The sequence below is a fragment of the Desulfolithobacter sp. genome, from assembly GCF_054025815.1.
Window position 1 is genome coordinate 128,467 of record NZ_JBPMMS010000010.1, and the last position, 24,152, is coordinate 152,618.

At 57.0% G+C, this 24,152-nt stretch carries 17 protein-coding genes; 6 read left to right on the forward strand and 11 right to left on the reverse strand.

Annotation, left to right across the window (positions count from 1 at the left end; all coding sequences use genetic code 11):
- Window positions 1-18: 18 nt before the first annotated feature.
- The 11 genes from ACXJJY_RS02215 to ACXJJY_RS02265 form a co-directional block, all read right to left on the reverse strand.
- A complete protein-coding gene (locus ACXJJY_RS02215; protein ID WP_456385070.1) occupies window positions 19-1,170 on the reverse strand; it encodes a prolipoprotein diacylglyceryl transferase family protein in 1,152 nt (383 codons plus the stop codon).
- A gap of 2 nt (window positions 1,171-1,172) precedes the next feature.
- Window positions 1,173-2,234 (reverse strand): phosphatidylserine decarboxylase, encoded by a 1,062-nt coding sequence (locus ACXJJY_RS02220; protein ID WP_456385071.1) that lies wholly within the window; start codon window positions 2,232-2,234, stop codon window positions 1,173-1,175.
- The gene (locus ACXJJY_RS02225) at window positions 2,231-4,522 is read right to left on the reverse strand and encodes a hypothetical protein (RefSeq protein WP_456385072.1); all 2,292 of its coding nucleotides are present in this window, start codon (window positions 4,520-4,522) and stop codon (window positions 2,231-2,233) included. Before ACXJJY_RS02225 ends, ACXJJY_RS02220 begins: the two co-directional genes overlap by 4 nt.
- A gap of 361 nt (window positions 4,523-4,883) precedes the next feature.
- Complete coding sequence (locus ACXJJY_RS02230) at window positions 4,884-6,431, reverse strand: tetratricopeptide repeat protein (RefSeq protein WP_456385073.1); 1,548 nt, start codon at window positions 6,429-6,431, stop codon at window positions 4,884-4,886.
- A 464-nt stretch (window positions 6,432-6,895) separates the two neighbouring features.
- Window positions 6,896-7,639 (reverse strand): metallophosphoesterase family protein, encoded by a 744-nt coding sequence (locus tag ACXJJY_RS02235; protein WP_456385074.1) that lies wholly within the window; start codon window positions 7,637-7,639, stop codon window positions 6,896-6,898.
- Window positions 7,639-9,567 (reverse strand): serine/threonine protein kinase, encoded by a 1,929-nt coding sequence (locus tag ACXJJY_RS02240; RefSeq protein ID WP_456385075.1) that lies wholly within the window; start codon window positions 9,565-9,567, stop codon window positions 7,639-7,641. The genes ACXJJY_RS02235 and ACXJJY_RS02240 overlap by 1 nt, the downstream gene beginning before the upstream one ends.
- 164 nt (window positions 9,568-9,731) lie before the next feature.
- Window positions 9,732-10,310, reverse strand: coding sequence for a hypothetical protein (locus ACXJJY_RS02245; RefSeq protein ID WP_456385076.1), 579 nt, complete (start codon window positions 10,308-10,310; stop codon window positions 9,732-9,734).
- A 1-nt stretch (window position 10,311) separates the two neighbouring features.
- Window positions 10,312-10,809: a universal stress protein gene (locus tag ACXJJY_RS02250; protein ID WP_456385077.1), complete on the reverse strand. Its 498-nt coding sequence runs from the start codon at window positions 10,807-10,809 to the stop codon at window positions 10,312-10,314.
- A gap of 114 nt (window positions 10,810-10,923) precedes the next feature.
- On the reverse strand, window positions 10,924-11,121 hold the full coding sequence (locus ACXJJY_RS02255; protein WP_456385078.1) for a hypothetical protein: 198 nt from the start codon (window positions 11,119-11,121) through the stop codon (window positions 10,924-10,926).
- An 82-nt stretch (window positions 11,122-11,203) separates the two neighbouring features.
- Window positions 11,204-12,832: a YeiH family protein gene (locus tag ACXJJY_RS02260; RefSeq protein ID WP_456385079.1), complete on the reverse strand. Its 1,629-nt coding sequence runs from the start codon at window positions 12,830-12,832 to the stop codon at window positions 11,204-11,206.
- A gap of 134 nt (window positions 12,833-12,966) precedes the next feature.
- Window positions 12,967-13,251 carry a hypothetical protein gene (locus ACXJJY_RS02265; protein ID WP_456385080.1) on the reverse strand — a complete coding sequence of 95 codons (285 nt, stop codon included), beginning with the start codon at window positions 13,249-13,251 and terminating at the stop codon, window positions 12,967-12,969.
- A gap of 357 nt (window positions 13,252-13,608) precedes the next feature.
- Here ACXJJY_RS02265 and ACXJJY_RS02270 point away from each other — a divergent pair, with 357 nt between their 5' ends.
- From ACXJJY_RS02270 to ACXJJY_RS02295, 6 genes are all read left to right on the forward strand, one after another.
- Entirely contained in the window at window positions 13,609-16,149 is a 2,541-nt protein-coding gene (locus tag ACXJJY_RS02270) for a c-type heme family protein (protein ID WP_456385081.1), read from the forward strand.
- A 37-nt stretch (window positions 16,150-16,186) separates the two neighbouring features.
- Window positions 16,187-17,620, forward strand: a complete 1,434-nt coding sequence (locus ACXJJY_RS02275) for a sigma-54-dependent transcriptional regulator (protein WP_456385082.1) — start codon at window positions 16,187-16,189, stop codon at window positions 17,618-17,620.
- A 97-nt stretch (window positions 17,621-17,717) separates the two neighbouring features.
- Window positions 17,718-18,356 carry a transcriptional repressor LexA gene (lexA, locus tag ACXJJY_RS02280; RefSeq protein ID WP_456385083.1) on the forward strand — a complete coding sequence of 213 codons (639 nt, stop codon included), beginning with the start codon at window positions 17,718-17,720 and terminating at the stop codon, window positions 18,354-18,356.
- 91 nt (window positions 18,357-18,447) lie between these two features.
- Window positions 18,448-19,617: a DNA polymerase Y family protein gene (locus ACXJJY_RS02285; RefSeq protein WP_456385084.1), complete on the forward strand. Its 1,170-nt coding sequence runs from the start codon at window positions 18,448-18,450 to the stop codon at window positions 19,615-19,617.
- A 17-nt stretch (window positions 19,618-19,634) separates the two neighbouring features.
- Window positions 19,635-22,535: a DNA polymerase III subunit alpha gene (locus ACXJJY_RS02290; RefSeq protein ID WP_456385085.1), complete on the forward strand. Its 2,901-nt coding sequence runs from the start codon at window positions 19,635-19,637 to the stop codon at window positions 22,533-22,535.
- A gap of 704 nt (window positions 22,536-23,239) precedes the next feature.
- Window positions 23,240-23,911, forward strand: coding sequence for a PEP-CTERM sorting domain-containing protein (locus ACXJJY_RS02295; RefSeq protein ID WP_456385086.1), 672 nt, complete (start codon window positions 23,240-23,242; stop codon window positions 23,909-23,911).
- Window positions 23,912-24,152: the final 241 nt, after the last annotated feature.

Genomic DNA, 24,152 nt, shown 5'->3' on the forward strand with positions numbered 1-24,152 from the left:
ACCATCTCTGCGGGGGCTCTACCTGTCAATTTCTGGTGATATGCCCACCCACTGCAGGCGCAGGTTCTCTTCGGGTGTGAAGGTTGATGAAAGAGCTCTATCAGAGGTTTTTTTCTCGCCATCCTCCTTTACCAGGTGAAAGGACACCGTGGAGGCGGTGACCGTGCTGCGGCCGAAAACGAGGAAAACGATAAGCCAGAGAAGCTGCAGGCTGATCATGGGCACCGGCTGGGTGAAGAGGGTCAGGCCCTGCAGAATGTCTGGCCGGGCAGCCTGTCCAGGTTGGGGAGCCAGCATCACTACAGCCGCGATATAGGGCAGCGCGGCAAGGCTCATTTTCTGATAGGCGGAGATCCTGCCCTGGCCACGGAAGTCCGCCCGCATGGTTTCGGAAAGAATCCGCCACACCTGGGTGATCATCAGGCTGCAAAGCAGTGCCGCCACGAAATGTGAGGTCAGAAACAGGTAACTGCAGGCCATGGCGGTGGCTGTGTAGAGAATACAGGTCACCGCCTGGATCGGAACCAGCGGTTCCCCAGCCAGGGATCCTTCATAGACCGCTTTTTTGGTCGGTCCGGTGAACACAAAGGACAGGTGGCCAAACAGCAGCCGGGTCAGGCGCCGACACTTTCTGACCGGTTTGCCGTAACAGCAGCCAAAACTCACACAGGCCAGCCTGCCCAACCCCTCGCCAAGGGTATAGCCGATGGCAAGCGAGGCCAGAAGCACGATCATGTCAACCTCAGGCGCTCCGCGGTCCTTGAGCCACCAGTTAAGCGCCAGAACGATCCAGGGTGCGGTCAACAGGCCACAGAAAAAAGCGCCGCCAATGGTAAAGGTATGGCGTTTTTTCTCAACCACTCTGGCCATGATTTTTGCCGATGGGAGGGTGACAGCAAGGATAATCAGTAACAGCATCAGCGCTGCGGTCAGATTCGCGGAAACGCTGCGGAGCAGGATAAGAGTCAGCAGCGTGCCGCCGGTCGTGGAACAAGCCACCAGAAATCCGTAAAAGGTAAGGTTGGTGCCGTGCCAGTTTTCCCTGTCTGAACGACGGGATGGAATGACGGCAAACATCTGCCACCGTTCCCCGGGCAGGTGGCGGAAGCCCCACACAAAGAGAATCGTAAATCCGAGAGAACAGAACAAAACAAATAGAAGTTCAGGCATTTTTATTCTCCAGGATCTGGCTGTGGCAATAGCGACGCTTTTTCCACCTGTCCGGCCTGGTGATCATCCCTGCGTTCCGCGCGGCCAATGGTCGCCCGGACCTTGATGTCTGTTTCCACCAGGGGAACCGAGAAGTGTGAAGAAAACCGGCTCTGGACATCACGACGGCAGACATTTTTCTCCAGGTCGTCGCAAAATATTATCCGTCCGGGCTCAAACAACAGGATATCTGTCGAACTCCCCGGCCTGTACAGGCTTTTCGGACAACCTTTTTTCACAAACATTCCAGCTCGAACCGGTACGGGATCTTCATACTTGTATCGGGAATAGCACTGGACGATCTCCCCGATCATCATTGCCACTACTTCGATCATGGCCACCAGCCCGACTCCGGTGCCGTTTTCCACATCCGTATCAATAATGGTGACCACCCGTTTGTTTTTCGCATGCACCGAGGCCAGGACGACCTGTGCTGCCGGATTACAGGAGTGGTAGGCTCCGTCAAGTTCATAGATGTCGACGACCCTGCCACTGACCGGCAGGTGGTTGTAATGGTACTTGTCCGGAGTCAGGCGGAAGACAGCAAAATTACCGTTGTGAAAGGTGCTGTCCCACTTCGAGCCCAACAGTTCGGCCACAGAGAAAAATTTTTCCTTGATAAACAGCTCCGGCGTTGACGCCAGCGAGCCGATCAGAACCCGGGCATCGGCCGGAGATACCACGGTCAGGGGATCTTGTGCCATGGGGCGAACCTGCCAGTAACGAATTTGGCGCTCGAAAACTTTACGCGGGGTGTCCAGCAAGTCCGGGGGATCGAGACATTCATCCGGGTTCACCCCCATCCTGGCCAGGAGAGTTGCTCCTTTACTGTGTTTTCGATCAAGGCCGGAATCAAAATGCAACCAGCCAAGCAGGCTTGACATGCGCGCGGACGTCAGGGCTTTGAAGAGGGAGGGCGCGTGTTCGCGCACCGGGTTGTACAGCAGCCGGACCGTGCGGTCGCCGATAAGCACTTCGGTGACTACTCTGCCACTGTCACGCTCTATGTACTGATGAAGATTCACGGCTCCTCTCCCATGGAGATTCGGTATTCACGTTCAATCGTCAGCATGGTCAAAAGGATCAATCGCCTTATTTCACTGCTGCGTGCCTGTCCATTCATGACTTTTATGCCAATTTGGTCCATCATATCCGAGGCCTTTCTTTCTTCTGTCAGCTGGCTGAGAATCTCGGCAAAACGTTTGTCGGGATAGTTCTCCAGCGATCTGGCATCCTCCTTGAGGACATCCACGGCTTCCCGCATGTGTTGGGTCCAGAGGGTGGTGCGGTAGTAGCGTTCGGCGGCATGATTGAAGGTATCTGCGTCGACCTGTATGGCCGGCCCCGAACACCCTGCTTCCCGGACGATGCCCCTGGTCAGGACATCGGCCGCCTGGTGCTCGGGCATGTCCAGAAGTGACTTCATGTCCGCAAGGGTTTGCTGCACCGCTTCGGTGGCAAAAAAATCTGTGTGTTCCTCTTTAAGGAGGGCAAGACATGCCTGTTTCCAGGCCTTGATTCCCACCCTGATGTAGCCTTTGTATCGACGGCTGTGGCGCTGGCCCTTTGTTTTTGCAAGGATTCTTCTCATCAGGATGTTTCTGGTGTCGGCGCGGACAAAAAAGGTGGGCAGGCCGATGGCGGAAGCAAAAAATATTTGCCGGCGTTCACTTTCCGTAAATGGATCATCTGGAATGTGATGGTGGCGTATCGTGCCGGTGCTGACCCAGTGCCAGGCCAGGGCGGTGACAATAAGCTGCAGGTTCACGGCCTGGGCCATATAGTGAAGTTGACTGGGGAAAAGTGAATAATGACGTCCTTCAAAACCGGAGAAACCCATGGACCTGCGTTCACGTATCCGGTAGGGGAGGTACATGGCCATCCGGCTGTCAAAGACACCCATTGCCGCGAGATCGTTTTTCAACCGTTGCTGATTGCCCACCGTGCCATCAAGTGCCGGACCATTTTCCACACTCTGCAGGGCGACCAGGTAATCCACCAGCCTGATATCAGGTACATAATCTCCTCGCAGACGAAACAGCCTGCTGAAAATATGATCCAGCCTTTCCGGACCGAGCGGGGTCATACTGTGGCCGAAAAATCGGAGATCAGCCTTTTTTTTCCACCGCCGCCAGATCATGCGAAGGTGGGTATAATCCAGTTCATGGGGCAGAAAACCAAGGACCTTTTCCGGGTGAAAATCACTGAACGACAATCGGTATGGGGCGGCTGAAACCGTGTTCACAAAAAGCGGCAGGAAATGTTCGACAATCTTGATGACCAGGTCACCGAAGTATTTTTCATAACCGTGACGGGTCCTGTCGCGGTCATCGGCAAACAGCCGGGTCAGGATTTTGCTGCCAAAGGTGATGTGGGTGCCGTTGTTGGCCAGACATGTATTGGAGGTATTGGGCAGGATGACAAGATTGCGGGTAATGATGCCCGCCTCCCTGAGCTTTGCAAGGCCGTTGAGCTGGCTTCGGGAAAGGGTTCGGTGGCAAAGCTCCATGTACAGTTTTTTTTCCTCCCCCCTTTCCCATCCGGACAGGCAGGGATTCAGGAAGAGTTCCCGGTAAAAGGCGTCCGATACCAGTTCGTTTATTTTTTTCTGCCTGAGCGGAGGATTGGGTGCAAAATAGAGGTGGCAGGTCTGGCCATGGTTCTCCAGCATGAACTGGCGGTTGGCATAACAGACAAGAAGCTGGGTAAAAAAGAATCGACGACAGGTTTCACGGGCCGTCTGTTCTCCGGGAAGGATGCTGTTTTGGTTACCGGCCAGGGAAAAGGAGGTTATTTCCGGAGAGGTGTTATCGCTTATAAAATGGCGCATCAACCTTTTTCCTGCCTGAAAAAGCAGGGGAAAGTTCATCTCCGAACGGCTGATTCCGTCGGCCAGGGAGAGCTTGAGCAGATAACTGACCGGGATTCGCAGCCATTTTTCTCCACGGTGGTGGAAAAGAAACCTGTGGCAGTCAGATCGGTTCGGTCCCTGGGGGCATGATTTGTCGGCCAGCAGGTCATGGCGCAGGACGGTGTCCGCATAGGGGGAAAGCAGGTGCCGGGGAAACCGAACCCAGCTGTTCTCCCAGATCCGGTCCTGGTTGTTCTCAAGAAAACCTTGCAGTGCCGAGACCGAGGAAAACGGCAAGTCACCGCGCTCTGCCCGCTTGACCAGGTTCTGGAAATAACTGGAATGCTCTATGCCAAGTGGCAGATCGACGTTTTCTTTTGCACCGGAGACTGCAGCCTGGAATTCGTTTTCCACCCCCACCGTGACATCACTGGCCTCGAACGGGGATAACCTGGACAGCATGTGTATTCGGAAGCGTTCGGCCTGCTTCGCTGTCAGGGAAACAGCGGGCGGGAGGCCCGGCAAGGTTTCTTGAATGTCAGATAGTGGCCGCGTCATGATTCCAGGCTGGCGTGAAGGGAATTGTCTTCTAAGGCCAGACTGTATCGGACTATTATTAGCGTATAGCTATGATTTTATCATATTTCTGTTGGGCTGATTCAGGGGCAGGGCAGGTGCTTGTTACGGATAAGGGTACAAAGAAGGTGCTCGACGGCGCAGGATGCCCGGTGCGACATCCTGAGCAGGTTGTCGCACCGGGCATCATCCAGGCAGGCGCAAGGACGGACTTTGGCCTGCGGTGAGACGTTGCTGTGGAGGGGGACTACTCCTGCAGAGTCAGGCTGTCCTGCTGCCGGCCGGTTTTTTCCTCTTCGTCCATGAGGCGCTGGAAAATGGTCGAGGCACGCTGACCGTATTGCTCGGCCTCGTCCTGTTTCCCCTGACGCTGGCAGAGTTGGCTCAACTCCTGGAGTATGCTTCCCACGGCCGGATGGTCGGGGCCGCGCAGATCTTCAGTTATGGCCAGACTGCGAAGATAGTTTTCCTCGGCCTGGCCATACCTGCCGCAGATCCTGCAGGCCTCGGCCAGGTTGCTGTAGGCCATGATCAGGCTTGCCCGGTCTGGATTGCTTGACTGTTCCTTCACGGCACAGAGACGTTCCAGCAGGGGAATGGCCTCTTTTTCCCGCTCCAGTTCCATGTAGAGCCCGGCAAGCTTTTCCAGAATTTCGCCCAGGGCCACGTGGCCACCCACCTTCTCCACAATGGCCAGGGCCTTCACATAACCATCTTCTGCTTTTTCATACCGGCCCAGGGCTTCCTGCAGTTTGCCGATCTGAAGCCAGCAGATGCCCAGTTCCGGATCGTCGGTGCCCTTTAGTTTGGACAGGCTGACCATGGCCTGTTTGTAGAGGCTGCCGGCCTGTTTGTGTTGTCCCACCAGGGCCGATGTGTACGCCAGGTCGCGGCGGGCCAGGGCCAGGTCCACCGTCTCCTCGCCTTCGGCCTCCAGCAGCTCTACAAGGCGTCGAGACCAGGCCAGTGCCTTCTTGTGGCGGTACAGTCTTCTGGCCAGGGCGGAAGCGGTCCGGAGATATTCCGGGGTGCGGTCGTCCAGGTTCACGGCCTGTTCATAGCGGTCCATGGCCTTGTTGAGGTCGACCAGACACTCGGCGAGGCGACCGCTGAGATAGGCTGCCTGGGCGGCTCGGGAGGGGTTCCTTGCTGCGACATCGTCAAGTATCTGGCCGGCAACAGCGGTATCTCCCTCTTCGATGGACTTCCGGGCCTCTTCATATTCTCTGGAACTCAGATCCATTTGGCCCAGAGCTTCCAGGACCTGTTTTCGGCAGGCGAGTTCATGCTCATAGCTGATTTCAAGAAAATTCAGAGACTCGGTGATCACCACAAGTTCCGCCTGGAGCTGTTCCCGCTGTGCTTCATTTTCCTCTTCCATGGCCCTGGTCAGGCGGTGGAGACGCTGTTCCCGATAGTCCATCAGCCGCTGTTCATACAGACCTGGAGACAGGGTGATGGCGGGCGGTTCCCCCTGGGGTTCTTCGGGCGGGGCAGTTTGTTCCGTCAGTTCGGTAACACCAGGTTCGACAGAGGCCTTTTCCCTGGCAGAATCCTCCTCTGCCGGGGTTTCAGCTTCAGGGACCTTTTCTTCGGCAACCGGTTCAATCTCCACGTTTTCAACTTCTTCCTCCTGTTCTTCGGTCACGACCGGTTGCTCCTGAGTGGGGGGCGGGACGGGAGATTCTTTTTTTTCTGTCGTTCGAGCCCCTGAAGAACGTTTTTTGAGAATCAGAAAGAGAACAAGGATGGCCAGGCCCAGGAGGCCTGCGATCAGTAATATGGAGCTGTTCATGGTTTCCCTGTGGTTGCGTCTGCAGGAGCGCAGGAGACCGGTCCACATCTGGTGATGCCCGGTTTGAAGGACCTGCGGCCGGCAAACAGATTATGACCTGGCAATTTTCCCGAAGGAAGAGAACGCCACACGTTGAAACAGGTTCGTTTGCTGTGGATATGACAGAAAAAAGAGGACAGCATGCCGGTATCAAACAAGATTTTTTCAAGTTCCTCTTATATCGGTATAGCAAAGCGTCAGCCGGTGAACAAGAAAATTGCAAATTTTGCGTACAATTCCTTGCCGTGGCCATTCCTGAATGTCCCGTGGACGGTATTATTTTCACTGGTCAGGCGTGATGGCGTCGCAAAAGTCCGATCTGCGGCGATGCAGGCGGGTATGGCCAGCGCCCTCCGGACAGACATTATGCGTACCGAATCTGGAACTTCCGCAGATCCTGATTCGCTCATGTCTGTCCAGGGCTGTCATTTTCCCCGTACAAGGCGCTGGAGCAGTGCATCCGGGAGGCTGGCGGAGTCCTGTATTTTTTTCGCTGTTTGGCTGATGTCGTATTTGACTCGTCGAAACTCGATGGTGTTTTTCCTGGTGTCCAGGATGCAGTAGCAGGCCCTGGGATCCCGGTCGCGGGGCTGGCCCACAGAGCCGCAGTTGATGATATGGCGTTTATCCGGAGCGAGGCTGCAGGTGACCTCTCCCTTTGGCTTGAAAAAATCGACCTGGAAAAAGTTTTTTCTGGTGATGATCAGCGGTCGGTGGGTGTGGGAGATAAAAAGGAGTCGGGCCCTGGTCGCCAGGAAGGAACGGAGGGCATACATGGGGCTTTGAACATAGCCATAGGCGCCAGGGTTATAGGGATTGGCATGGGCAAAGAGCATGTCGTCCATGGCCAGGGTCAGGGGCAGGGCTTCGAGAAAATTTGCGTGATTTTGCGTCAATTGGTCCATGGTCCAGAAGATGGACTCTGTGGCCACCCGGTGCATATTGTATGGTGAATATCGCCAGGTGGCGGCCCCATCATGATTACCGGCAAGGAAGTTGGCCCCGGGCAGAGAGCGGATAAGCTCGATGCACCCGTTTGGGTCCGGGCCGTAGCCGACGATGTCCCCGAGGCAGAAATAGCGATGAATACAGCGTCCGGCGGCATCATCGAGCACTGCGACCAGGGCTTCGAGGTTGGCATGGATGTCCGCAAATATGGCCAGGCGCATCAGGTGAATTTTCCACTGTCAGTTGATATCGACGGTCCGGAACGATTTTCCATGTATTTCCTGATGGTGTGGAGTTGGAGCAGCGGTCCGCCCATGGGCATTGTGGTGGCATACACCGGGCAGCAGGTCGCCGACAGGGTGGAGAGATGCTTGAGCTGCCGCTGGCCGGAGAGGTTGCGGATAAGTCTGCTGACCTGCCGGAGCTGTTCACGAAACCGGCAGGCACAGGGCAGGGCCTGGTGGAGATAGAGGGATTTCAGGGTCTCGTCATTTCCGGCACAGGTCCGCATGTCTTCGCCGATGGCGTGCATCTCCCTGTGGACAGGTTCCAGGAGCTCGGCCACCTTCTGCCAGGAGGAAAAGGAGCGGAGATGTTCGAGCCATTCCTGGATACAGCAATGGTGTGCACGAGGATCCGGTGGCGGAGCTGTTTTCCGTATCAGGGCCAGGGCCAGGTCTCCGAGCCAGGCCACGTGATCGAACCAGCAGTCGATCAGAAAAAGTTCCAGGACCAGTACCTGACGGCTGGTCAGGTCGCGTGGTGGATGCCTGACCAGTTTCCACGCTTCGTCGTTATCGTGCGGGTGAGCGATCAGGACCTGAGCGCGGCTTCCGGCCGTGACCGCGTCAACGACCGATTGACGGAAAAGAGAAAGAGGTCGTCGGGGCGGACCGAGGACGATCAGCTCAGCCTGAATTTTGTCTCCAATCTCAAGGATGGTTTCAACTACCTGGCCGCGCACCAGCCTGATGGTGGGATCGAGATTATAGTGGCGAAAGCGCTGAATAAAAGTTTCCAGGCGCTGGCGAAACTCATCGCCTTCCATTTGCCGGCGGTATTTGAGAAGCTGATCGTCACCTTCATCCTCGATGACAAAGAGCAGGGTGGCCTGGCCCTGGTTGAGCAGGGCCAGGCGCCGCACTTCCTCGGCCACAGGCTCGGAGGCATTGTCGTTTATCACCGCTCCGAGTACGTGGCAGCATTTTTTTGCGCCATCTTTGAGGCTTGTTTGATCCTCCTGTGCCAGGGGTGGTGGTGAGGGAAGAAAGAAGGCAAGCCATTGCCACGGTTTACGGTTTTTTGTGCCGACCCGGGTCACCGGGGCCGTTTGCCACTGTTCCAGGGCCCGGGCCAGCTCCGAACCGCTTTGGAAACGGGCCGTCATGTCCCGCTCAAGACAGGTGAGAATGATTTCCTGGAGTCGGGGCGGGAGGTCCGGTACATGAAAGCGTGGCGGCACCGGCACCACTTTGAGGCGCCAGCGGGTGATGGAGGTTTTTCTGGACCTGGGAAAGGGCAGGTGACCGGTGAGCATTTCATAGAATATCACTCCGAGACTGTAGATGTCGCTTGCCTCCTGGTATTGTCTTTTCTGTAGTTGTTCCGGGGCGATATAGTAGGGTGTCCCGTGGGGGACCGGGAAATCTTCGCCCAGCAGGTCCTCCATGCCTTTCCTGATCGCCAGGCCGAAATCCAGCAGCCGGATGGTTCCCTGGCCGGTTATGATGATGTTTTCAGGTTTGAGATCGAGATGACAGATGCCCTGGTCGTGGAGATAGGCAAGGGTCCTTGCGAGCTGGACCACCAGGCTGCAGGCCCGCTCCAGCGGGATGGTCCGTCCGGGACCGACCAGGGTCCGGAGTTCCTGTCCTTCCACGTATTCCTGGATGATATAGGGCCGGGATCTTTTCCGGTACAGAAAGCGGACGATATTTGGATGATCGAGAAAACGGCCGATTCGTTCTTCGTTCTGGTAATGGTAGAACCGCATGGGGTGGTTGAAGAGATCGCCCAGGGGGATCTTGAGGACCACTCTCTGGTCTGTGAGCAGGTCCACGGCCCGGTAGATGCGAGCCATGGCACCGCCATGGACAATTTTGTCGATGGCGAAGGTGTCGAGGGTATCACCGATCTGGAGGGTGGACATGATGCGCTCTTGAACCAGGATATTGGCAGCCTGCACGAACCTGCGGCACCCCTGACCACTTGCACATTTTGTGCAGGTGAAATCGTCTGGTTACAAACCCGGTGGAGAAATACGGTCCGGGGGCAGGGGGGAAAGGCCTCGCTGGTTTAGTTTTCAACAGCCTCCTAACGAATAAAATAAGCATACCCCAAAACGAGAATCAGGATAATAAGAAGTTCTATGATCGTTATCTTGGTCAGCATCAGGCAGATCTTGCGCTGCGACGGGTTCATGCGCAGGATCATTTTGTTCATGAGCAGACGGAAGAACAGCGTCCGCGGCGTGGTGGCGATATAGAGCCTGAGATATTCCTGAATCGCCCGTATCCACAGGAGGATATCCTGTTCCTCATCGTCGCTGACCTGGTCGGCGGCAAAACGGACCCGGACCCGTGATCTTTTCCGGTCGGCGAAAAAGAGCAGCTCTTCGACAGGATAATCGAAGAGAAATATCCGCATGATCTGCCGGCAATCTCCGGGATCGTCCGGAGCAGGGACCGGAGACCGGTCCAGGCGCAGCTTCAGGGAGAAGACCTGGTCGGTGGCATGGTCGCGCAGGACCGCAGACAGCCCGATGTCCCCCTGATCGGTCTTCTTGACAAACCAGTGGGGATGAAGATGCAGCAGTTTTTCTTCATCGATAATCCTGTCGATTTCGAGTTCTGCGGCCGCAACCGGCAGGTACAGGTCATAAATACGCTCCATGTCAGCTCGCAGGTCCGGTATGTGGCGGGGCAACCAGCACCGGGCATGGCAGTATCTTGTGCAGGCCGGGAGCATCGATCCTGGACCGGAGTCCTTTCTCCATGGTCAGGTTGAACAGTCTTCTGCTCTCCCGGTAGGGCCCGATGACGATCAGGTCGCAGTTTCTTTTTCTGGCCTCATCGGCAATGGTCTGTTCAATGGGCCCGACCACGCCGGCGAAAACCGCCCTGGCGGCGGCAGGGTACTGTTCCCTGATCCGCTGCCAGTCTTCTTCATTTTCCTCCTGCATCTGTTTTTCCACGTGGTTCAGGAAGGTGGCGTGGGTTTTGCTGGAGTTGAGCCAGTCGTCGCCGGTCATGGACCGCCAGTCCTGGTCGATTATGGTCAGGACCGTGACCTGCAGGGCCGGGTTTTCGGTACACAGGTTATCGAAAACCAGCTGTTCGGCCTGCCTGGCGCCGTCTGTCCCGTGGGTACAGAGAAGAAGAGATGTAAACATAGCTGAAAGCGTCTCTGAGGTTATCCGTGCCGGGAAGGCCCGGAGAAAACACTCCTTCCGGCCTTTCTGTGCCGGAAGGAGTGTGCCGGTTTTTGCTGGCGTACTGGAGCCGGCTTACATCCACTTGGTGAAAAGCAGGACCAGAAAGGTGGTAACCAGGGACAGAATAAGGGCTGTGAGGTCCTCATTGCGTTCACTGGCAAAAACAGAAAGGGCGCGTTCTTCAAGCTCTTCCGTTTTGGCCTCCCGGGCGACTTCAGATACTCCCTTACCGGCGTCGCCGGTCTCTATTTTTATTTTATCATCACTCATTGTACTACCTCCGGAAAATAGACCGGAACAGAGAGCCTGGGCTCGGTATTCCGGGTTTGTCTTTCATAGCTTTCGGTGATCGCTATTTAAGCACCACGTCTTTTACCAGCCAAATAACAACCAGGAAAGACAGAGTCGCCTTGGTTACGCCGGAAATAATCCCTATGACCAGGGGCCAGCCACCGGCCTGGAAAATGGCCTTTTTCGTGATCTGCATGCCAAGCCCGATCAGGCCAAAGGCAAAGAACCAGATCATGCAGTCGGTCAGGGTGGTGACGGTTTTTGATTTCTTGTGCACCTGCTTGACAGCATGCTTGATCGCCGAGGTCACTTCAGGGGATATCTCGATGGTTTTGGCCTTGGCCGCGGCAATCACGGATTCCAGCTGGAACATCCGCTGCTCACCCTGTCTGTGGAAGAGCTTTTTGTCGTTACGGTTTTCAAAGTTACCGGCGATCTGCCGCTGGGCGACAAGGTTCTCGACCGCTTCCATCTGCTCGGGGGTCAACCCCTGGATCGCACCTGTATCCAGGGCTTTTTTCAGGGTCTCCCATTCTTTGTCCGTCACCTGGGTTCGGTCGTTATAGCTGAAATCAATGAATTTACCCTTGTAATGGGTCGGAGGTGAAAAGAGACCCACGGAGGACATGCCAAACAGCAGCAGGAAGCCGAGGATAAAGATCGGGAATTTGTCGATAACCACTTCCTTGAAGGTCAGTTTCTTGCCGCTTTCCTTGCCAAACCAGGTGGCCAGGACCAGGACAATGATCGGCAGGAAGAGGATGCGGGTAATGTTAAATATCTCAGCTACTTTCAGGGTTTTGATGTCCACCGCGTTAAAGGCCAGGGCCGCGGCCGCGACCTGGGCCGAGTTCAGGATGCCGGTACCGGCCCAGGCTCCGAACTGGACTGCGTTCATGCCGGCCAGGTGGCCGATGGTGGGAAAAATGAACATGCAGATGATACCGAAGGAGAGGATGGTTCCGATGGTATAGGCCATCTCTTCACTCTTGGCCTTGACCACCGGCGCCACCGCGACAGTTGCCGAAACACCGCAGACTCCCATGCCCGCGGAGAGGACACCGGTCATGGTCTTGGGCTGTTTGAATATGTTGCCCAGCCAGAGGACAAAAAAGACCGTACCGAGGACAAAAGTGCCGACCAGAAAGATGCTGTACGTGCCAAGCTTAGCCAGCTCGGCAAAGCTGTACCGGGCGCCAAGCATGATAACGCCCATTTTGAGGACGAAACGGGCGCATTTGACCCCGGCCTGGGCGAATTTGGGAATGCCATAGGTGTTGGTCAGAATGACTCCGGCCAGCAGACCGAGGATAACATAGTTCAGGTTAAGGACTTTGTAGATTTTGAAACCGAGGACCGGTTGCAGGCTCTGGCTGATCAGTTTGACCACCGGCTCCAGGTACCAGCGGATGGCCATGGCCATCACCAGGATGAGCAGAACGCCGGGTAGTGGCTGGAGAACAAACCGGTCAATGATCGTGTCGCCTGGTTTGCGCACTGAATTGATAATGGCACCCAGAATACCGATACCACCGGCTATAAAGCCCATTAAAATCTGGAGATCAGTTGTTTTGGTGGTATGGAGGTATTTCATCAGGGGGTGCAGGATGCCGCTGCTGACAAGCAGCGCGTAGAATATCATCAGGCCGCTGATTATGAACAGCGGTCTATTGTCCTGGGTCTGAGTCATAGTTTCTCTCCTTTTTTTGTTTGTTGAAAAATCACCTGGCAGCCCCGTGCCACCGGGTGGATTTTTCAGAGGGGATCAATGGTTTTCTTGCGGCCGGGCCGCTGCTCCATGGCCTGAAAAATGCATCGTTTGTCTCAGGGTCGGTCACCTCCTTGCACTGGCTTTTCGGTTGAGGTTGAATGCAGGGAATCGAGCTTATGCGAGTAATAGCTGCCCACCATGTCGAGGAGCAGGTAGATCACCCAGAGGCCGAGGATGGCCGCCACAGTGCAGCCGATGAGCTGCAGCGGGGTCCCCTGGTTCGTATCCAGGATAAAGCGCATCACCGGGGCCATGAGGTCTGTTTTGGCGATGAGAAGAAGGGCAGTGATGATGCCCAGCAGGAGCAGGATGATTGTACCCTGGCGTGGTCTGTTCATAACGGTTTCCTTCTATCTTGTTGGATAAAGAGTCTTTGAAAGGTGTGGTTCCATCTGGAATCTCTTTAAAAGCAATTTCAGGGCCTAAAAGTTCCTCTCCTTGGTTTTATGGGGGATAATTATGGAATTACAGTTGGTTGATTTCTGTTTTTCAGTTTTTTTATCTACCGGTGGGGAAAGTTATGGCGCAAAAACACAATATGGTGCTTCCTTGAGGAGGCAGTCAGCCCCCTCTCAGGGCTGAACCAGGCAACAACGGCCTGGTGCCTCCGTGTGGATGCAGTGCCTACATCGGTTGGCAGTCAATGTTTTCTTTCCCGGTTTGTCCGGGAGATGAAATGAAAAGGAAGGATACACATGGAACAAAACGACACCCTGTCTTCCGGCATCCGCAGTTCCTCCATCGGCCTGCAGTCGAGGTTTATGCTCGGGCTCGCCTGTATCTTCATCTGTTTCTGTATCGTGGTGACCTCCTTGCTCTACCTGCACGAAAAGAAACAGCTTGAGGAAGATATCTATCAGAAGACAGAATTGATCATGGCGGCTGTGGAGTCGACCAGGGGGTATGTGCGGGAGGTGCTCCGGCCAAAAATGTATGAGGTTCTCGGCGATGAAACGTTTGTTCTCGAAGCCATGTCCACCTCCTATATAGGCAGGGTGGTGATGGATCGCTTCCAGGATAAAGTGCCCTTGTTTGAATACCGGCGGGCGGCCATAAACGCCCGCAATCCAAAATTCGAGGCTGATGATCTTGAGCTGGAAAAGATCAAATACTTTGCCGAGCATCCCGAGAAAGACGACTGGCACGGGATTGTCAAATCAGAAGGCCAGCACATGTACATGCGATTCCGTCCGGTGCGCTTTACCCCGTCGTGCCTGCGCTGCCACGGAGATCCCGAAGATGCGCCGCAGGCTGTCATAGATCTCTATGGCAATGAGCGTGGTTTCATGCGCCGGCCGGATGTGGTGCGCGGAGTGGTCAGTGTCGGGGTGCCGGTGGACGCGGGATTGATGCCCATCATGGAAATGGCATGGAAGGTTTTCTGCACGACCTTTGTTTCGGTTATTTTCCTCTACGGCATTGTCTGGTTTTTTTTCAACAAACTCATTATCCGTGACCTGCGCGGCCTGCTGGAAATCTTTCGTGACAACCTGCGCGACGAACATGGCGTCCAGCTCTATGAGCAGGCCCGGACAAAAGACGAGTTCGGCGAGCTGGCGGCCTCGGTCCAGGCGGTGGCCCGCCATCTCCGCACTACCCGGCACCAGCTCGAGGATTATGCCAAGAATCTGGAGAAAAAGGTGGAGGAACGAACCCTGGCCCTCCGGCGCTCGGAACAGAGCCTGCGGGAAAAAGTGATCACCCGCGGTCAGGAGCTGCGGACCTTGAATACCATCAGCGAGCTGATTACCCAGTCAGTTCATCTGGCCGATATTCTACCCAGGGTCCTTCAGCAGGCCCTTAAAGTCATTCCGGCTGAAGGGGCGGGAATCTACCTGCTTGACCGGCAACGTGCCAGGCTGGTCCTCCAGTGTCGGGAACAGGCGGAGATGCTGGACGAAACCATTCCTTTTGATCCCCTGGTCTGCCTTCCCTTCCTGGATGAGAAGATGCTTGATTTTGACCGGTTTATCCAGGAGGCGGCCTGCAGTCGTCTCGGCATGACCGGTGAGGAGGCCGTGCTGGCGAACAACTTCAATGTCCCGCTCTGCTGCCGGTCCCAGGTCCTGGGTGTCATGACCTTTGTCGGCCGCAACCTGGAGGATGTGGATATCCAGCTTCAGGAGCTGCTCTTCTCCATCGGCCACCAGATCGGCATCACCATCGAGAGCCTGCAGAATATTTCCCGGCTCATCGAGAGCAAGGAGCTGCTCCAGTCGGTTTTTGACGGGATCACCGATGTGGTTCTTCTGCTTGATGCCGAGTACCGGATAAAGATGGTCAACAAGGCCTTCCTTGACCAGCACGGGTTGAGGCTTGAAGATATTCTCAACCGATCCCTTGCCGAACTGCCCTTGAAAAATCCCTGTCCCTTCACCGTCTGTCGGACCCCGTTGGCCGAGTTGCCCAGGACGCCGGTGGTGGAACAGATCGACGGCCAGGACGGTCACATCTACGAGGTCAACTTTTATCCCCTGTTCTCCGACCGGGGCGAGGTCCGTAATGTGGTCTGCTATGCCAAGGACATCACGGAGAAAAAACAGGTGGAGCAGCGTATCCAGCAGACGGAAAAACTGGTTTCCCTTGGCCAGTTGGCCGCAGGTGTCGCCCATGAAATCAACAATCCCCTGGGGATCATTCTCTGCTATACCGACAATCTGCTCGAAGACCACGGGGATCTCGATCCACCTGTACTTGAGGATATCCGGGTTATCGAGAAACACGCCCGGTCCTGTCAGCGGATCGTCACCGACCTGCTGAATTTTTCCCGCAGCCAGAAAACTGTTAAACGCCGTGGATCGATTAACCAGGCCATCGAAGATGTGGTGGCCCTGGTGCGGCAGCAGTTTCTCAAACAGAGAATTCGCCTGACGCTCCATCTCGGGGAGGAGCTGCCTGATGTGTTGCTGGATCTTGATAAAGTGAAGCAGGTCTTTCTCAACCTGTTGATGAATGCGGCCCATGCCATTGACGGCGAGGGGATTATCCTGGTGACGAGCCGTTATGAGGCCGAGAATAACCGGCTGGTGGTTCTGGTGGAGGACAATGGCCGCGGCATCGACAGGGAGGTGGCAGACAAGATTTTTGACCCGTTTTTTACGACAAAATCCCAGAGCGGCGGTACGGGACTGGGACTTTCCGTCAGTTACGGGATTGTCCGGGACCACGATGGCGATATCCGGGTGGAGTCAAAACCGGGCAGGTGGACTAGGTTTATTATTACCCTGCCGGTGTAAGATGAACAACGATGTACGGTAACATACGAGAGAGTTAATGGAAAACGATTTGGTATCGCAGAATATTTTGATAGTGGATGATCAGCCGGATCTCCTCCAGGGGTTGAAACGGATGCTTGGCCGGGAATTTCCCGAGCTTTCGATCTTGACCCGTGTGGACACCGGGGAGGCTCTGGAGCTGGTGGCCTCCAAGTCCATCGACCTGGTCCTGCTTGATATCCAGATGCCTGAAATGAACGGTTTCGAGATGCTGGAAAAGCTGCAGCGGGCGGACAGATGCATCACCGTGATCATGATGACCGGTTATGGCAGTATTGAGACCGCGGTTGAGGCCATCAAGGCCGGAGCCTATGACTTCATCACCAAGCCTTTTGACAAGGCAGGGCTGTTCCGCACGGTCCGCAAAGGGTTGGAACATAACCTGCTTGTGCGGGAAAACGCCAACCTGCGCCGGCGGGTCCGGGAGACGGCGCCCTTTGCCGATTTTATTGGTGAATCAAGGCCCATGCAGCAGCTCTACCATGCAATCAAAACTACGGCCAGGACCGATTATACAGTCCTGATCCGCGGGGAATCCGGTACCGGCAAGGAACTGACCGCCCGGGCCATCCACAGTCTCAGCAAGCGGCGCAATCGGCCTCTTTTGATGGTCAACTGTCCGGCCATTCCCGAGCATCTCCTGGAAAGCGAGCTGTTTGGCCACACACGCGGGGCTTTTACCGGAGCGGATCGGGACCAGAAGGGGCTCTTTGTCGAGGCTGATAAATCCACCCTTTGCCTGGACGAGATCGGGGATGTGCCGGTGGCGGTCCAGACCAAGCTGCTGCGTGTCCTCCAGGAGCACGAGGTCAAGCCGGTGGGCAGCACCAGGACCCGGTCTGTGGATGTGCGGATCATTGCCTCGACCAACCGTGATCTGGAGCAGAAGATCCGGGAGCGATCGTTCCGGGAAGATCTTTTCTACCGGCTCAATGTGGTCACCCTGCACACGCCCTCCCTGGCCGAGATCCGAGAGGATATCCCCCTGCTTGTGGATCATTTTACCAGAAAGGTATGCCGTGAGCTGGAGCTGCCGGAAAAACAGTTTTCGCTGGAAGCGGTCGAGAAGCTGGTGGACAGGGAATGGCCGGGTAATGTCCGGGAACTGCAGAACGTGATCCGGGGCGCGGTCCTTTTCTGCCCCCACGAGATCATCGATGTCCGGTATCTGCGGAATCCGGAACAGGAGAAACGGGCCCGGGGCCGTAATTCTCCCCGGGAGGTGGAGCAGTACAAGGTGGCCAAGGACAAGACCATCAACACCTTTACGGTCAAATATGTCACCGACCTGCTGGAGAAAACCGGTGGCAATGTTTCCCGGGCCGCGGAGATGTCCGGCCTGACCCGGGCCGCTCTGCAGAAGATCATGCGGCGGCACAATATCGTTGCCCGGCAGTACCGGGATGAGGGGGGAGCGTCATCTTCGGGATAGGAAAATCAGATGTGCCGGAGTTTTCCGGTCCTTGTCAGCTTGACATTTGTCATTTTTCGGGGCACCATATGGATGTCTCTTCTTTCCAGGGAAATACATGATGCCCGATTCAACCCTTTCTTCCAGGCAGCGGCAGCTGCTTGAATATCTGCGCCGGACCATTCGGGAAACCGGGATACCGCCCACTCTGCGCCAGGCCGGAGATGCTCTGGGGATCAGCCATACCGCGGTTTCCAATGGTTTGCGGGTCCTGGAGGAAAAGGGTTATATCCATCGCCGCGGCCAGTCCAGCAGGGCCATCAGCCTGGTGGAGCCGGTCGGGGAACTCTCCGGTACGGGCCGGAGGGTGCCTGTCATCGGCCGGATCGCTGCCGGCCTGCCCCTGTATGCCCAGCAGGAGTGGGACGGATACCTGGTGGTGGACCCTCGTATCTACCGCGGTGACAACCTCTTTGCCCTGCGGATCCAGGGAGATTCCATGCGGGATGCCGGTATCCTGGACGGTGACCTGGCCATCTGCGAGCCGCGCCAGTTTGCCGAAAACGGTGAGATCGTGGTGGCCCTGGTTGACAACGAGGAGGCCACGGTCAAACGGTTCTGGTACCATGGCGATCATATCGAGCTGCGACCGGAAAACCCGGCCTATCAGCCCCTGCGCTGCCAGCTTGGCGAAGTGCTCATTCAGGGCAAGGTCATCGGAATTCAGCGTGGCCCGGAAGGATTTGAAAATCGTTAACCGAACCAATCTTCCCCTGTTTTCCTGATCCCTGGTCCAGTTTTTCGCCTTCTTTCTTGACAAATGTAAAGTTTTGTCTTTACGTTTGTGCATGCAACGCATCGTTCTCCATCTCAATATCGCTGATTTCGCCTCTGCTGTGGAACGGCTCTGTGATACCAGTCTGCGCCGGCGGCCGGTGATCATTGCCCCGTCCGCAGCCCGCAGCCTGGTCTACGACATGAGCGATGAGGCCTACCGGGAGGGGGTACGCAAGGGTATGTCCCTGTGGCGGGCCCGGCGTCTCTGCCCCGGGGCGGTGATCCTGCCGCCACGGCCGGAGCGATATGGCAAGGCCATGCTGCACCTGCTCAAGTTGGCCCGGCCTTTGACGCCGCTGGTGGAACAGGCTCCGGGAGATGGCCATCTCTACCTGGATCTCAGCGGAACAAGGCGGTTGCACGGTCCCCCCCGGGACGTGGCCTTGCGGCTGCATCGTACCGTGCGCCGCGAACTGGGCCTGGATCCGATATGGACCCTGGCGCCCAACAAGCTGGTGGCCAAGGTGGCCAGCCGCCTTGTCAAGCCCGAGGGCGAGTTCCTGGTCGAGTCCGGCCGGGAACAGCAGCTTCTGGCCCCGCTGCCTCTTGGATTGCTGCCCGGGATTGGCCGCCGGCTGCGTGAGCGGCTGCGCGATTACAATCTTGTGCGGGCCGGCCATGTGGCCGCTCTTTCTCTGTCTGAGCTGGCTGTGATCTGTCCGGGCCGGGAACGGTTTCTCTTTCAGGCCGTACGCGGGATCGATCACACCCCGGTTCGGCCGCGGACCGAACCTGAAGGCGTGGTTCGCACCTCTCATCTCTTTACTCCTGATACCAACAGAGAAGACGAGGTGCGACGCGGCCTGGCCCTGCTTGTGGAGGAAGTCGGCCACCAGCTGCGGAGGCAGGGCCTGGGCTGCTGCCGGATGAGCCTGGAGCTCTCCTATAGTGATGGGGTCCAGACCCGCCGCCAGGCAACCTTCCGCTCCATCCTGTCCGACAACCGGTCTCTGTCTCTGCAGGCTGAGATTCTTCTCCACCGGGCCTGGGGCCGCCGGCTGCGCATCCGTTCCCTGGCCCTGGTCGGCGACCGGTTGCGCACCCCGGTTCGCCAGCTTTCACTTTTCGGATTGGTCAACCAGTGCCAGCAGCGCAACCATGCCCTCAGTGCAGCCCTGGATACGGTCCATGAACGTTTTGGCCGCGCCAAGCTGGTCCGGGGATCCCTGCTTGCCAGGTGATGGTTCCGGCCCTGGGTGTGCACTCACATTTTTCTCTGCTCGCCGGTACCGGTTCGCCGGCCGGTCTCTGCCGCGCAGCGGCAGCCATGGGGTACACCCACCTGGCCCTGACCGACAGCGGCAACCTGTACGGCCTGTGGGACCTGGTCACTGCCTGCCGGGAGACAGGCATCACCCCGATTATCGGGGCGGAAACAGGGGTGTGGCCGGATCGGCTCTTTTTTTTCGTGACCTCCGTCACCGGCTACCGAAACCTCTGTTTTCTGCTGACCCGCTATCATCGTGGGTCTGTTGAGGGGACTGTGCATCCTGGGGATACCGGCGGCCTGGTTCTGCTGGTTGAGGATCCGGACCGGCTGGCGGCTCTGCGCCGGGATGGTCACCGGGTGGCCGCGGCCCTGGGCGGGGCGCCGGATGGTCATAATCACCGGTTGCGAAGCCGGGCCCGCCAGCTGGATTGTCCGGTCGTGGCCCTGCAGGACAGTTGGTTTATCAGGCCGGCCGAGCACAGGCTGCATCGGCTCCTGCGCGCGGTGGCAGGCCGCTGTCGTCTGGACCAGGTCCGGGATCAGGTTCCGGCCAACCGTTTTCTGCCGGATCCCGGGCTTTTTGCCCGCCGTTTTTCCCTCTGGCCCGAGACCCTGAAGGCAGCCAGGGAACTGGCCAGAGAGTGCAGCGGTTTTCAGGGGCCCGAGTTCGGCCTGGTGCTGCCGCCGTACCGGGACCATACCGCGGGCCAGGCCGCGGCCACCCTGCGCCGCGCCGCCCTGGCCGGTGCCAGGAAACGTTATGGTCATCCCCTTCCGGAAAGGGTTCTCCAACGGTTGAACCATGAACTCTCGGTGATCGACCAGATGGGTTTCTCCAGTTATTTCCTGGTGGTGCGCGATATTGTCCGGCCGGTTTCCCGTACCTGCGGCCGCGGTTCGGGGGCAGCCTCGCTGGTGGCCTACTGCCTGGAGATCACCAATGTCTGCCCCCTCACCCATAACCTCTACTTTGAGCGGTTTCTCAATCCCGGCCGCCGGGACGCCCCGGACATCGATATCGATTTTGCCTGGGATGAACGGGGCCGGGTCCTGAGCCAGGTCCTGGAGCGGTACGGGGATCGGGCCGCCATGGTCTGTTCGATGATCGGTTTCCGGCCCCGCAATGCCCTGCGGGAGGTGTGCCGGGTCATGGGCCTGCCCGCAGCCGAGATCAAGACCATGGCCCGCCACCTTGAGCTGGAGACCGGTCGCCGGTCACCGGAAGATCAGGATACTCTGGAAACTCCCTGGCCGGAAGTGCTTTCCCTGGCCCGGCAACTCGTGGGCAGGCCCCGCCATATCTCCGTGCATCCTGGCGGGGTAGTGATCACCCCCGGGCCCCTGTGTGGCTATGTACCGGTGCAATCCAGTGGTCAGGGGCTGCCCGTTGTCCAGTGGGACAAGGACGGGGTGGAGACGGCGGGCCTGGTCAAGATAGATCTGTTGGGTAACCGCAGCCTCGGGGTGATCCGCGATGCCCTGGCGCAGGTGCCAGAGAGCGCTGTCCCTCGTCCCTGGCGTCCGGAGGATGATCCCGTTACCGGCCGGATGCTGGCCCAGGGTCGGACCATGGGCTGTTTTTATATCGAGAGTCCGGCCATGCGGCTTCTCCAGCAACGTTCCGGCCAGGGAGATTTCGAACATCTCGTACTTCATTCTTCCATTATCCGACCGGCGGCCAATTCCCTGATCCGCGAGTATCTGCGTCGTCTGCACGGTGGCTCCTGGAAGCATCTTCATCCACTGCTGGCCGGGGTGCTGGACAGGACCTACGGAATCATGGCCTACCAGGAAGATGTTTCACGGGTGGCTGTCCTGCTCGGCTTTTCCCATGAGGAGGCGGACCGGCTGCGCAAGATCATGGCCAGGAAGGATAACCGGAAAACCATTGAGATCTTCCGGGACAGGTTCTTTGGCTGCGCTGCCCGGTGCGGGATCGATTCGGATACGGCCGGAAAGATATGGGAAATGATGCGCAGTTTCGAGGGGTACTCGTTTTGCAAGCCCCACTCGGCCAGCTATGCCAGGGTCTCGTTCCAGTCCGCCTGGCTCAAGGCCCATCATCCGGGTCCGTTCATGGCCGCGGTGATCAGCAACCAGGGCGGCTACTATTCCACCCTGGCCTACGTGGGCGAGGCCATGCGCCTGGGGCTGTGCATACTGCCGCCGGATGTGCAGGAAAGCGACTGGCAGTGGCAGGGCATAGCGAAAAAACTGCGGGTGGGGCTCATGGCCGTGCGGGGGCTTGGCCGGGAGACAGGGGAGCGGATCCTGGCCGGGCGTCCTTTTACCTCCATGCTCGATTTTCTCCATCGGGTCCGGCCGGACGAGGACGAGATTCGGGCCCTGGTCCACAGTGGGGCCCTGGATACCCTGGAAGAAGCCGCCCGTCCGGAACTGCTCTGGATGGCCGCTGCCTGGCACCATAAACGCAAAAACATCCACACCCTGTTCCCGGCCCGTATCCGGCCGCCGTCCCTGCCCCAGCCCTCGCCGCTTGAGCGGTTGCGGGCCGAGTTCCGGGTTCTCGGCTTCCTTTGCGAGCGCCATCCGGTCACCCTGTATGATACGGTACGAAGCCGGCTGCGTACCGTCCGCGCCCGGGACCTGGAACACCATGCCGGTCGACGGGTACGGTACCTGGGGTGGTGCATCAGCGGCAAGATCATCTCCACCAGGACCGGTGAAGCCATGGAGTTTCTCAGCTTTGATGACGAAACCGGGGTCGTGGAATGCACTTTCTTCCCCAGGGTCTTCCAGCGGTATCGCAGTCTGCTGCTGGATGGTGGCCCGCTGGTCCTCGAGGGGATGGTGGAGAAAGATTTCGGTGTCTGCACCCTGACCGTGCAGAGGGCCTGGAAACCCGGCAGGGCATCCTCCATGGGTTGACGCAGGTGAAAGAAGAGAGCAAAGTTGGCCAAGATCCGCGTTTGTCCGGCTGCATGACGATCGTAACGGTTGTGACGTATCCCCATCCTTTACCAAGGATCTGCGTGAGAACCGGTTGAGACCGGAAGTGAGCCTGGAGCAGGAGCGGATCCGGTTTTCCGTTGTGTGCAATGTTCCGGATCGGCTGCCGGGCCGGTCTTAGGCCATGGTAACGCCTCCTGCCGAGGCTTGATCGCTATCCTGGAGCCGCCCTGACGAACCTGTCGGTCATTAGACAGTTTTTCTATGTTTCCGGAAAAGACGACAGCAAAGAGCGGAATTTCGGCTCACATTTGTTGCCATTTTCCTTCACGTGCCACTTTTTCGACCCCTGGTGGATCTTTTCAGCCCTCTTTTCGCACCCTTTTTTCCGCTTTTGTGGACTGGCAGGATATTTTTCCGCAAAAGCAGTCGTTTCGGTTGCGAACAGGGTTCCCTGTAAAGGAGTGTCCATGTAACTTGGTGTTTTGACAGAATAAGATCAGGTGCCAGCGCATGGCATGATTTATGCTTATAAAGGGCAGGTTGGGTATTTTACGATCATATGTTGCGCGGGTTGGTGACGGATTATGCCGGCCCGGTGAGGGGTGCCAATGAAAACTTCGATCAAGTTTCTGCTCTGTTCAACGGTGTTAGCGGCAGCACTTCTGTCAGTGGATAGGGTAATGGCAGTCCCGCTGGATGTGTTCAGCACCGATCCGTCCTGGATCAGGATCGCCGATGACGACGGAGTTGCCGGTAATGGGTTTGTCGATCCCGGCTGGGGCGGCCAGGATTTTGATGCCGAGTACCTTTATTACCAGCTGGACGGGAACACGCTTTCTATCGGACTGCAGACCGGATTCGACGTTGTAGATGGACATGTTCGGCATCAAGGTCGCGACTATTATTCCGGAGATCTGGCCCTTTCTTTTGATGGTGATGAGAGCGGTTACGAGTATGCCTTTGACTTCGGACTCTATACCGATTCCTACTACAATACACTTGGCACCACCGACGACAGCGGCCTTTATCTGGTCCATGATTGGAATAACGATATCTATTTCTCCGAGTCTGCCCCCTTTGCCATGGAGGCCGGGAGCCTGCTCACCACCGGTTCCACCGAAGCCGGATACGACCCTTCGGCAGACTCCTATTACCGGATCGTATCCTTTGATATTTCGTCTTTGAGCCTGTCCGCCTTTACTGGTGTCGATGTACATTGGACCATGTCCTGCGGTAACGACGCCATTGATGGTACAGCCCCGGTACCCGAACCGGCCACCATGCTGCTTTTTGGCGCCGGCCTGGCCGCACTGGCCACAGGAGCAAGGAAAAAGATGCAGATGCATGGCTGACACCTCCTCGTCCCATCCATCGCTGCGGCAGGGCTTTGGGTCCTGCCGTTTTTTTTTGTCCGCCTTTCGATTTGCCCGCCAGGAATTGTCACCAATTATTTCTGCATCTTTTGCTTGCTTTTGTTGGTTCATGGATATATCATTAATAGTAATATTTCTCAGAAACATTAAGGAGGTCATACCATGCAGGTATCCCAGGCAAATAGCAGTATGCAGGCAGCGCTGTATCAAACTCAGCAAT

Bases quoted from the DNA above. Each gene is read 5' to 3' on its own strand.
- ACXJJY_RS02215 (WP_456385070.1), bottom strand. From the start codon at position 1,170: ATGCCTGAACTTCTATTTGTTTTGTTCTGTTCTCTCGGATTTACGATT.
- ACXJJY_RS02225 (WP_456385072.1), bottom strand. From the start codon at position 4,522: ATGCTGTCCAGGTTATCCCCGTTCGAGGCCAGTGATGTCACGGTGGGG.
- ACXJJY_RS02230 (WP_456385073.1), bottom strand. From the start codon at position 6,431: ATGAACAGCTCCATATTACTGATCGCAGGCCTCCTGGGCCTGGCCATC.
- ACXJJY_RS02235 (WP_456385074.1), bottom strand. From the start codon at position 7,639: ATGCGCCTGGCCATATTTGCGGACATCCATGCCAACCTCGAAGCCCTG.
- ACXJJY_RS02240 (WP_456385075.1), bottom strand. From the start codon at position 9,567: ATGTCCACCCTCCAGATCGGTGATACCCTCGACACCTTCGCCATCGAC.
- ACXJJY_RS02245 (WP_456385076.1), bottom strand. From the start codon at position 10,310: ATGGAGCGTATTTATGACCTGTACCTGCCGGTTGCGGCCGCAGAACTC.
- ACXJJY_RS02250 (WP_456385077.1), bottom strand. From the start codon at position 10,809: ATGTTTACATCTCTTCTTCTCTGTACCCACGGGACAGACGGCGCCAGG.
- ACXJJY_RS02255 (WP_456385078.1), bottom strand. From the start codon at position 11,121: ATGAGTGATGATAAAATAAAAATAGAGACCGGCGACGCCGGTAAGGGA.
- ACXJJY_RS02260 (WP_456385079.1), bottom strand. From the start codon at position 12,832: ATGACTCAGACCCAGGACAATAGACCGCTGTTCATAATCAGCGGCCTG.
- ACXJJY_RS02265 (WP_456385080.1), bottom strand. From the start codon at position 13,251: ATGAACAGACCACGCCAGGGTACAATCATCCTGCTCCTGCTGGGCATC.
- ACXJJY_RS02270 (WP_456385081.1), top strand. From the start codon at position 13,609: ATGGAACAAAACGACACCCTGTCTTCCGGCATCCGCAGTTCCTCCATC.
- ACXJJY_RS02275 (WP_456385082.1), top strand. From the start codon at position 16,187: ATGGAAAACGATTTGGTATCGCAGAATATTTTGATAGTGGATGATCAG.
- lexA (WP_456385083.1), top strand. From the start codon at position 17,718: ATGATGCCCGATTCAACCCTTTCTTCCAGGCAGCGGCAGCTGCTTGAA.
- ACXJJY_RS02285 (WP_456385084.1), top strand. From the start codon at position 18,448: ATGCAACGCATCGTTCTCCATCTCAATATCGCTGATTTCGCCTCTGCT.
- ACXJJY_RS02295 (WP_456385086.1), top strand. From the start codon at position 23,240: ATGGCAGTCCCGCTGGATGTGTTCAGCACCGATCCGTCCTGGATCAGG.